This is a genomic window from Leptolyngbya sp. Heron Island J, from assembly GCF_000482245.1.
Classification (GTDB): domain Bacteria; phylum Cyanobacteriota; class Cyanobacteriia; order Phormidesmidales; family Phormidesmidaceae; genus Leptothoe.
This window is the reverse complement of the sequence record NZ_AWNH01000099.1, coordinates 1-10,081: the sequence shown is the minus strand read 5'-3', so window position 1 is coordinate 10,081 and position 10,081 is coordinate 1. Positions and strand designations below refer to the sequence as shown.

The window sequence follows — 10,081 nt, the reverse complement described above, 5'->3', positions numbered from 1 at the left end:
CTGAGATCTTGCACCTGGCAAGGAAGCATTAACCCACCTTGGACTCAAAGTCGCAAGGCTAACTGGCTCAAAACCGCTCAAGCGGTTAAAGAAGCCCTAAAAGCTCTATATTTGGAGCTGCTCAGCCAATCTTGTCCCTTGAGTGGACAGCCCTCAATTAGCGTTGGGTTTTGAACCCAACGTGGGTTTGAGCTTCACTAGGATCTCTACTGGAAATCAGCTCCATGCTCTGCATTAGCCCTCATCCTAAATCCTTCTCCCCCAGGGAGAAGGACTTTGAGACTAGCTCCCCTTGTATGTTTAGAGAGTAGCGTTAGACCGTATCCCCTAGGGAGCAAGGGGTTGGGGGATGTAGAGCTTTGCTCTTCTTGCAGAGTGGGCTCGATATCTTGAGTTATGCTTCGACTTGTGTGTGCACGTTAGCCGTTAGGGGAAGTGGTTAATTGTGACTAACTTTAGTCAGTTTGAGCCAACCAATATGCTCGTTTCAATCCCCGTTAGGGGAAGTGGTTAATTGTGACACGGGGCAATATGTTCGGATTGCAGGTGCAAAGAGTTTCAATCCCCGTTAGGGGAAGTGGTTAATTGTGACGTGAAGTGTCTCAAGAGACCTTAGATTGGTGGCAAGCGTTTCAATCCCCGTTAGGGGAAGTGGTTAATTGTGACCCATCACTCACCCGCTGATGCCGCCGTAGGGCATGTTTCAATCCCCGTTAGGGGAAGTGGTTAATTGTGACGCGTTGCGCAGGTAAAACGTATCGGCCCCAATGACGCGTTTCAATCCCCGTTAGGGGAAGTGGTCAATTGTGAGAAAGAGTCTCAGGAGGAAACCAACTTTTGCTAGATGTTTCAATCCCCGTTAGGGGAAGTGGTTAATTGTGAGTAAGAGGGAACACTGACGAGGCTAAAGAAGCAATCGTTTCAATCCCCGTTAGGGGAAGTGGTTAATTGTGAGTTGCAGCTTCCTGAGCCCCTACCTGCTTTTCTGTGTTTCAATCCCCGTTAGGGGAAGTGGTTAATTGTGAGGTCTCCCCACCTAGCCCGCTACACAATCTTCTACGTTTCAATCCCCGTTAGGGGAAGTGGTTAATTGTGAGCAACGCCCTGATCGATGCTGTGGTAGATACCGGCGTTTCAATCCCCGTTAGGGGAAGTGGTTAATTGTGAGCCCAAGGTCTACAGTTCAGTGTGGCCCTTGCATTGTGTTTCAATCCCCGTTAGGGGAAGTGGTTAATTGTGAGGAACCACCGCCGCATCTAAGGTTATTGAGCAAATGTTTCAATCCCCGTTAGGGGAAGTGGTTAATTGTGAGTGCCTGCTCTTGCCTGTTGGGGACTAGGGTTTATGTTTCAATCCCCGTTAGGGGAAGTGGTTAATTGTGAGTCCCCCCCAACGCGGTGTTTCTTTAGAAACATGTGTTTCAATCCCCGTTAGGGGAAGTGGTTAATTGTGAGACAAATTGCAATCTGCCCCTTGGGAGCCCTGAAGTGTTTCAATCCCCGTTAGGGGAAGTGGTTAATTGTGAGGTCCTCAACGCCGCAGTAGGCTACACTCTGCCGTGTGTTTCAATCCCCGTTAGGGGAAGTGGTTAATTGTGAGTGCAGCCAATTGAAACGCTGGCTGCATTAAGTTTTCAAGGTACATTTGCGCGAAGCATCTACATTTTAACCGCCCTATTCGTAAAACCACAACTTTTCAGATTTCCTTAATCCTTCAACCCCTTGACCTGACTATGCTCTAGCTTTTGCGCGGACCTGCTAAATATCCAGAAATTGCCAATCGCTTATGCTGTCAGGGTTTTGCCTACTTAAATCAGATGTGCCATGAAAACTGCCTCCTGGTCGCGCAGCTGCTCCCGGCGCGATCGCATGGGTGGATGAGTGACTTACCTAAATTCTACGCTTCCCAGTGCTCAAAACGGTCTTAGATATTTCAGGGCAATTTGACTGTGGCAAGGTATCAAACAATCATTGCTCAGGGGCCAATAAACGTTCCCTTACCCACTGGCGAAATGACCGCATCGTTTTGTTACGTCCATCTACCCGGCTTTTTTCCACATAGGTCGGAATTTCAGACCTTAAAGACCAACCTGGAAACGTAGGGCTTTCTGTAACTTCTAGGTATCGCCCTGACTGTAACCGATAAATCCGAATCGTCTGTTCTACCCGTCGCCAGAGTTCAGGTACCCCCAGTGCCGCATAGGTATCTGGGTGCGTGCGTGCGGTAATATCAATCTCTAATGCTAAGTCAGGGGGTGGGTCTATTGTCAAATCTAATCGATTCTTACCCCTTACCGCTGCTTCGTTCTGAATGTAGAAACACTGGTCTGGTTCAATCCCCTTTAGCATATCTGAATTTTTAAATGTTGTTGAACCAAGGGTAAGAAACTCAATATCCAATTCTTCCAGCAGCGCTTTTAATAAGTCTCCAATAATTTCTTTATCAGCTTCATGTTCAGGTAGAGGAGCCATAATTTCCAATAGGCCGTTGTCATAAGCGATGCGCGTACTGCGATATTCGCCTAATTCTTCCAGAATTGCTTCAAAATCAGACCAGCTGACATCGTGGAGCAGCAGTCTCTGCCCTTGGGGAACGTCCAACTGACGTAGTTGTAAGGTTACCATTTGAATTGACCTCACATCGGAATACTGGCTAAGGCCATGCTCTGATCATAGGGTTTGTCATCTGCGGTGGCAATATAAACCATAATGACGTGCGATCAGGCGACGTTGCGATCTCCATAAGCTACATAGGCTGAATCCACCACGGCTCCCATCAAACTCACGGGCGTATTTGCCGATGCATAATACCGTAGCTCTGGAAACGTTGTTGTTAGTTGATCAATTGCTGCTAGCCGACCAAACCCCGGTCTCACATAGGCTACAACAATCGGATTGCCAATCCTTAGCTCCACTAAACCGCGAATAATATTATTCACAATTCTGTCCCGTTCTTGATAGGCCTGTCTTCTCACCTCATCGCTCTCATGGGTTAATCCCGGCAGGTTCAACAGGTCGCAATTGACAAAATCAGCCACCAATACACTCCCAAACCGTCCTGCTGGCCTCTGCTGACTGTCCCAGCGTCGCACTTCCAGAAAACCACGATTTTTGAGTAGCTGATATTCTGTGACCGTCTCGCTAACTGGCTGGGGCAGGTAATAATCAATTACCGTATTGCTAATAATCTGTTCTGTTTGCAGAGTCTTCTGAAGATTTTTTGACTCTGCCGCTATCAGTGGTTCAATACTGTTGCTTAGCTCCTGTCGCACAATGCGAGTGGCCATCTCTTTGGCATCATCCAGGCTATTTTTAAAGATCCAACCGCCCACCGCACTGAGCACAACTGCTAGACCAGCCAAAACTGTTAAATTCCATCGCATCGCATCGATATACTGCGAAAAGCTAGCTGTCAGGTCCTGGTTTTCCTGTTTTAGAAACTCTATTTGTGTTGTCAGCCCATCGCTGAGTAGCTGATTGGTTTGTTGGAGTGCTTCAACTTGACTTTTGAGCGTCTCTAGCTCCAAAACCAGGTCGGATACGTTTGGAGTTTGGGCCAGTAAAGGATGCCAAAACGCGGTTACCGTATTGAGGGTGGTGGTTAAATCCATAGGTGTCGCAAGCCTACACGCATGATGCTTAGAGCATAGTACGCTGAGGGGGACTCACTACTGATAGACGGCATTCATCCATTGTTGAACAAAATCGCGTCGTTCGACATCGCTCCAGTCGAGCCAGGTGTTCTGACTAACCTGCTGGGTGACTGCATCCACCAGGGGCCAAAAGGCTTCGTCTAATTCTTGCTTAAAGCGCTGGGGCTGGCCGTACATCTGTTTGGATTTTTTGGGAGTCAGTCGGGCTAAAAACTTGGTGCGTAAGTAGTACGGGCTCTTGAGCTTCAGGGCAAAACTACCGTCGCTGGCAAGCCGGATCATAAAGCCTTCGTGTTCTACATGGTGGGACTTGGCAATGGCATCGGCAAAGGTACACGTCAACCAGATAGGACGGGGTGTCTGGAGGCGGGTTGCGATCGCATCCAGCTGCTCTTCACGGATAAAGCTATTTCCTAAATTTCCAGCCCCGATCAAATGCAGCCCATAATCCTCCGGCCCATACTGAATAATATGGGGATCATCTGGGTGGATCGCCTCCCACAGCAACGTCGTGTGGCGATTTTCCTGCAGCCACGCTAACACCCGACCATACAAACCGCCCTGATACAGCAGTGACTTAGCATTGTCCACATAGTCTCCCTTAAAAGACCCGGAACAGGTAACAACTACCTGATGCGGATCGTAGGGATGTAAAAAGGTGGTGACTAAAAAGCCATTGAGTTTTTCTACCGCCACAACTTGGGTGTCTGCCGGTAGGGTGGTCTCGCGTTCGAGATAATTAAAGGTACGCGGAAATGGCTGACTGACGGGGTTGCCGTTGAGTCCCACAACTACCCCTCGCGCCAATTTTAGTTCGGGATAGTCGTCCCAGGCGGATGGGGTGAAAAAGGCTTTAGAGCTGTATTTAAACAGGGTAAGAGAATCGGCAACAACCTGCTTGACCAGCTTTTTGGTAACCAATGGTTCCATCTGTTTAGCAAAACTGGGCTGACGCTGACTGTAGTCAAACGCGCAGGGGATTTCTACTCGCTCTTGTTCTGGCAGCCGCATTGCGGCTAAAGGGCCACCAAATCCGGCTCCGGCTTCCAGGGAATAGGTGCGATCGCCTTCAGAGGTGAGGGGAATATGCCCGCGCACGACGGTGAGGTCACTGGTCTGCCGAAAAATGCCATCGGTGTCGTGGGTTTCGTGGCGGCGGCAGCGGCCATACATTTGGTCATGGGTAGGCTGTCGCAGGGGGTCAAACCATTCGATATCGCCGTGGCATAACACGTAGTTGCGGTAGCGGTAGAAGGGGGGCAGCGATTGGATAAAGGTGCCTACCTGTGTCTGGTAGTCGCGATCGCGCTGCAATACTTTGTGTAATGTTTCTCGCGTGGACTTGCTTTTAATGGTGTCGCCTCGCAAGCCTCGCGCTAGATTGTTGTCGTGGTTACCACGTACACAGTAGTGACCCTGAGCCACGGCCTGCATGACCAGTTCCAACACTTCTAGTGACTGCAGGCCGCGATCGACTAAATCGCCCAAAAAACAGAGCTTGCGGCCTTCGGCATGGTTAAACTCATGGTCGTAGCCCAGCCGGTCGAGCATGGCCTGCAGGGTATCAGCCAGACCGTGGATATCGCCAATCACATCCAGGTTGGTGTCGTCTGGAATCGTTGGTATGTCAATGTTTAGGGTGACATCGCCAGTGATGACGGTAAAGGGCCATTGGGAATCGAGCTGAATGCGATCGCAAAACTTGACGACCACCTGCTCAGGCACCCGACAGCGTCGCTGCTGATTTTGTTGCTGCACCCGCTCCAGAGGCGGATTAAAGATAAGGACCTGTACCGGCACACCCAGCTGTTCAGCCACGGTGGCAAACGGCTTACGTTCCTTATCGCTAATTAGGGTGGCGTCCACAATCGTGGTTAGACCAGCCTTTAGCCGTGCCCGCACCACATTTTCCAGCGTACTAAAAACCAACCGATCGTCAGTAGCCAGGGGCCGTTCGGCCACCTGCCCATCCACGACCGTCTGGGCCGTGCCAAAAAATGTCTGTCGCAATACATCGCTAGACAGCACCAACTCCGGTGGCAAATGCTGACAGGCCGTAGATTTACCTGCTCCAGGGGCTCCCGATAGCAAAACCAGACTACCGACTTGAATTGAAATTTGTGTGGGATTCATACTGCTCATAATCAATCAGTATGCCCTTGATTTCGGATTTTTTTGATATGGCAGATAAAGAGTTGATTAGGCCAACCCCAACCCCTTGCTCCCTGGGGGTTATCGTGTATACATAAGTCGGAGAATAGCTCTAGAGTTCGAGCCCACTCTGCGAGAAGAGCAAAGCTCTACATCCCCTACCCCTTCTCCCGCGGGCAGGGTTGTTTTATGTTAGGAGAGGGAAAACTTTATCCAGTCGATTAGCAAGTGCTCTCATGGCTTGAGGAATCGTTTGATAGGAGAGCTTTCTAGCCAGAGTGATGAAAAAGGAATAGAGCACGGCCCAACTGATGGGGGCATGCCCACCGCGGCGGGGTGGATCATCTTCTTGGAAGGTGACATCTTTGACCCAATGCAGGCCATTTTCAATGTGCCAATGGGCTTGAATTTGAGTCATATAGGTTTCAGCATTAAGACAGCGATTGGAGAGATAACAGTGGGCCTCATGAAACGGTTGTCCGTCTCGCCTGCCCTCTCGTTGTATCCAAACCAGGTGTCGAATGCCTGCGTTGGCCCATCGTTGAGGGAGGGATTCAGGAACCGGATAGACCTTGACGGTTCGTTGAACCTGGCGACTATGGGTGGCATCATACTCAGTCACAATATCCGTAGGAATCGTCTGTTCATAGAGCCTCTTTGCGAGCGCATACAGCTGACGCTGATTTGTTTTGAGGCCAATCAGGTAAGGCGTTTGAGACCGTTCAAGTAGGCTGAGGGTCTCCACCTGAGTGTGTAAGGCATCCAGACTCACACAAACCGGCAACGTCTTGGCAAACTCAGGTGCATTGATAACGTGTTGAAGCAAGCGTCGAGCAACGGCAATTTCACTCTCTTTGTGGTTGAACATCAAGGCCAATTGGACAACCCCGACCGATTGACCATAGACAGACACCAAGCTTGCAAAGTCGTGACCGGCCTCCTGGCCACCGGTACTGGTGCATTTAATGCTTTTCCCATCCACCGATAGCTGACCGAGCCAATCAGGAGCGTGGGCCATGGCCCATGCATTGAAGGCATCGACCCAGCCTTGAGCATCGACCTTGAGAAAGACTTGCCGAAAGGTGGAATAGGACGGAATTGGCGTCGTTGAGGCATCTAATTTCAACAAATCACACCAGGCCTGATGATGTTCACGAGCAAACTCAGCTAACGGACGATACCCCCAATAGCCACATAGGCTCCCAAACACGCTCAAAAACAGAATGAGCCGTAACTCATAACGCCGTCCACGGGTACCCCGTGGGTCAGGAATCGTCTTTAATTGAAGAATGAGGGACATGGTCTGAACCTTGATTTTTGTTGATTCAGACCATCCTCATTTTTCTACGTCGAACTTGAAACAACCCTGCCACCCCTTCTCCCGCGGGGAGAAGGGGTGGGGGATGAGGGCAAATGCAGCGTCTGGAGCTACTTTTCAGGCTAGATCCCTAGATGTGTGTACACGGTAGGCAGTTAGAGGGGGGTAGGCAACCATAGAGCTACCTATTGATTACCACGATGGCGATTGCCGCGCTCTGAACGCATTTCTTGTAACTGAGCTTTTTGCTCATCAGTTAAGACATTGTCAGCGGCGGCTCGGGAATCGTCACGAATCTCCTGTAGCTGGGTGAGTTGTTCCTCACTCAGGTCCAGGCTACGCATGGCTTGCATCCGTTCGCGACCAGTTCTACCCTCCAAGGTAGCCAGCTGCTCATCGGTGAGAACGGCTTCGGCGCGGGTTCTGGCATTTTCCCGAATGCTCTGGAGTTCGGTTTGTTGTTCTGGAGTCAGATTTAATTCCTCGGCAAGGTCTTCGCGACGGTTTTTGCGCCGATTGGTGGTCTGTAGCTGGGCCTGTTGTTCTTCGGTCAATACCTGACTGGCTGCAGTTTTTGATTCTTCGCGAATTGCCTGTAGCTGGGTGCGTTGTGCTTCACTTAGGTCCAGGTTGCCCATGGCCTGTTTGCGATCGCGACCCGTGGTTCCTGCTAATGTGGCCAACTGCTCTTCGGTAAGAATTGCTTCCGCCTGGGTGCGGGTATTCTCTCTAATCGCGTCAAGTTCCGTCTGCTGTGCCGGGGTGAGGTTGAGTTCTTGGGCCATGTTAGGTGAAAAAGCACCGGCAATACTAGGTTTGAGTGCTGCAGAAGCAGCCACTAAAACAGTTAACATCAGAGTACCGCCAAGGCATTTTTGAATGGTTTGAAATTTCATCATGGGTGGTCTGATCAACGATGTCCCTATCCTAGACAGCAAAAATCCATAGTGACTGCTAGCATGTGTCACCTTCGATTAAATCGCAGGTCATGGCCATCCCATGACTTTAGTCATTAGTCACGCTCTATCTCTATGGAGAGCCCCAAACTTCGGCTACGGTGGAAACAAAGTAAAATCTGCTTCTTGCTGAGCTAACCAGAGCCGTACAGATCCACCATGAGCCGCGCCATTCAGTTCCAGAATCATCCGTTTCGTTTTTTACTTTATCTAGAGTGGGGGCTCTTGGCCGTAGCGATCACTAGCGTTTTGACCGCGCCATCAATACCACGACCGGGGCGTCCTGGCCTGCCACGACCGCCGATTGACAGCCTGCACCAGGCCCATATTTTGATCATAGGATGTCTTTTGCTATTGGGTTTGTTGGGATTGTATCTGCCCACTCAGAGATTTTGGCCTAGGGTGAGTCATCTGGCGTTGCAGGTCGTACTCATTATTTTAATCTCGGGGCTAATGCTCCGGGGAGTCAGGCTGTTTCCCTTTATTTATCTAGTGTTAGTCATCCGTAGCTGTTTGATGGTGGGGCTGATGGGGCGTATCGCCGTGACGGCATCCGCATTTTTGTTATTTATGATTACCCTGAGGCTTAAGTTTAGAGGGTTGGATGGTCGGCTCACTCTGCGGTTTAGACATTTGGTGGATAGCCTACAGATGAACCTAATTGTTTTCTTTGGCTTGTCTTTGGTGTTTATATTTCTCCTGGTCAATGCATTACTGAATGAGAGAACTATTCAAAACCGACTACAAAAAACCAATGAAGATCTACAGCGATCTGCCGCCCAAGTAAAACAGCTAGCAACAGCCGAGGAACGTAGCCGGATCGCCCGTGAAATGCATGACTCCCTGGGGCATTCGTTAACAGCGCTCAACATTCAGTTAGAGGGAGCGATCAAACTCTCACAGCGCGATCCGCAAAAGTCTCAGCTGTTGCTAAAAGAAGCTAAACGTTTAGGTTCAATCGCCCTACAAGACGTGCGTCAGTCAGTGGCAACACTACGCGAATCCTCCCCTCAAACCTCTCTCCAAACCCGACTCAATGCCCTGATTGATACATTAAAAACCAGTACGGGCATTACCCCCACCGTTAACATTCAGCTACTGATTCCGCTCTCTGAAGCAACAACCCTAACTCTCTATCGTCTGGTGCAAGAAGGGATTACCAACATTGTCAAACATGCTCAAGCAACTGAAGTTGAACTCAGCTTAACCGCCACTGAAAGCGAGATCATATTATTGCTACGAGACAACGGTCGCGGCTTTGATTTAACTCAAACATCCACCGGCTTTGGCCTCCAGGGAATGCGAGAACGAGCCCAGGCAATTGGCGGCACGCTGACCGTAAACAGCCAACCCGGAGAAGGGTGTGAGATCCAGTTAAGGGTAAAAAATGAAGAATGAAGAGATTTGTCTTAAAGGGTGACAACGTAGCTATAAAGTCTGTTCCATAAGGGATAGAGCGAGAAATCCACGTTGAAAATAGAGCCGTTTATGAGGCTTGAGTGCAATTAATCTGAAGGCCCATTCAGACCATATTTCCATGGCAACTATCCACCGATGTCCATACAGACCCAAACTAAAATCACTTTGATGGGGAATCTTAGTTGAGTAGTTTTTGATACATCCAGCATACTCATCTATCCGTAATTCTTGCATCCGTTGACCGTGCATCGTGGCAAGACTATAGGCCAGCACAATCAACACCACCAAGGCTAGAAAACGTCGGTCGTTCACCTTGGTATCTTCCAGGTGATAACCTCCGGTTTTGCAATCTTTGAAAAATTGTTCAATCCCCCACCGACATCGGTAAACCGCTAAAGTTTGTTTGAGAGTTGGGAGATTTGTCAGGATATACCAGGGGGCTTTCGGTCCCGTCTTGCGGTACTTACGTTTCCAATAAACAGCCAGATTAAAGGGACCTAATCCATCTCCTTTGTTCCCTCTAATGCCAACATAAAATTTAGACATCCCAGGCTTAAATCCTTGGTCTTTGAGAACTTGGTATTC

The 10,081-nt window shown here is 49.5% G+C and carries 7 protein-coding genes and 1 CRISPR repeat array; of the genes, 1 reads left to right on the top strand and 6 read right to left on the bottom strand.

The window, feature by feature from the left end; translation table 11 throughout:
- Positions 1 to 484: 484 nt before the first annotated feature.
- Positions 485 to 1,599: a CRISPR direct-repeat array (repeat unit 37 nt; unit sequence GTTTCAATCCCCGTTAGGGGAAGTGGTTAATTGTGAG).
- A 368-nt stretch (positions 1,600 to 1,967) separates the two neighbouring features.
- From N836_RS65735 to N836_RS73835, 5 genes are all read right to left on the bottom strand, one after another.
- A complete protein-coding gene (locus tag N836_RS65735; protein WP_023075693.1) occupies positions 1,968 to 2,624 on the bottom strand; it encodes a Uma2 family endonuclease in 657 nt (218 codons plus the stop codon).
- Positions 2,625 to 2,719: 95 nt separating this feature from the next.
- Positions 2,720 to 3,610 carry a hypothetical protein gene (locus N836_RS65730; protein ID WP_023075692.1) on the bottom strand — a complete coding sequence of 297 codons (891 nt, stop codon included), beginning with the start codon at positions 3,608 to 3,610 and terminating at the stop codon, positions 2,720 to 2,722.
- Positions 3,611 to 3,667: 57 nt separating this feature from the next.
- Positions 3,668 to 5,785, bottom strand: a complete 2,118-nt coding sequence (locus N836_RS65725; RefSeq protein ID WP_023075691.1) for an AAA family ATPase — start codon at positions 5,783 to 5,785, stop codon at positions 3,668 to 3,670.
- 205 nt (positions 5,786 to 5,990) lie between these two features.
- The gene (locus tag N836_RS65720; protein ID WP_023075690.1) at positions 5,991 to 7,103 is read right to left on the bottom strand and encodes an ISAs1 family transposase; all 1,113 of its coding nucleotides are present in this window, start codon (positions 7,101 to 7,103) and stop codon (positions 5,991 to 5,993) included.
- Between the two features lie 203 nt (positions 7,104 to 7,306).
- Positions 7,307 to 8,020, bottom strand: coding sequence for a Spy/CpxP family protein refolding chaperone (locus tag N836_RS73835; protein ID WP_152532261.1), 714 nt, complete (start codon positions 8,018 to 8,020; stop codon positions 7,307 to 7,309).
- 216 nt (positions 8,021 to 8,236) lie between these two features.
- On the opposite strand from N836_RS73835, the gene N836_RS65715 reads away from it, so the two are divergent.
- Entirely contained in the window at positions 8,237 to 9,475 is a 1,239-nt protein-coding gene (locus tag N836_RS65715; RefSeq protein ID WP_023075688.1) for a sensor histidine kinase, read from the top strand.
- A gap of 30 nt (positions 9,476 to 9,505) precedes the next feature.
- Here the strand turns inward: N836_RS65715 and N836_RS65710 are convergent.
- Positions 9,506 to 10,081 (bottom strand): transposase (locus tag N836_RS65710; protein ID WP_023073173.1); only part of this gene is annotated, 576 nt, incomplete at its 5' end.

Excerpts from the sequence above, each read along its gene's own strand:
- N836_RS65735 (WP_023075693.1), bottom strand. The coding sequence starts at position 2,624 with ATGGTAACCTTACAACTACGTCAGTTGGACGTTCCCCAAGGGCAGAGA.
- N836_RS65730 (WP_023075692.1), bottom strand. The coding sequence starts at position 3,610 with ATGGATTTAACCACCACCCTCAATACGGTAACCGCGTTTTGGCATCCT.
- N836_RS65725 (WP_023075691.1), bottom strand. The coding sequence starts at position 5,785 with ATGAATCCCACACAAATTTCAATTCAAGTCGGTAGTCTGGTTTTGCTA.
- N836_RS65720 (WP_023075690.1), bottom strand. The coding sequence starts at position 7,103 with ATGTCCCTCATTCTTCAATTAAAGACGATTCCTGACCCACGGGGTACC.
- N836_RS73835 (WP_152532261.1), bottom strand. The coding sequence starts at position 8,020 with ATGATGAAATTTCAAACCATTCAAAAATGCCTTGGCGGTACTCTGATG.
- N836_RS65715 (WP_023075688.1), top strand. The coding sequence starts at position 8,237 with ATGAGCCGCGCCATTCAGTTCCAGAATCATCCGTTTCGTTTTTTACTT.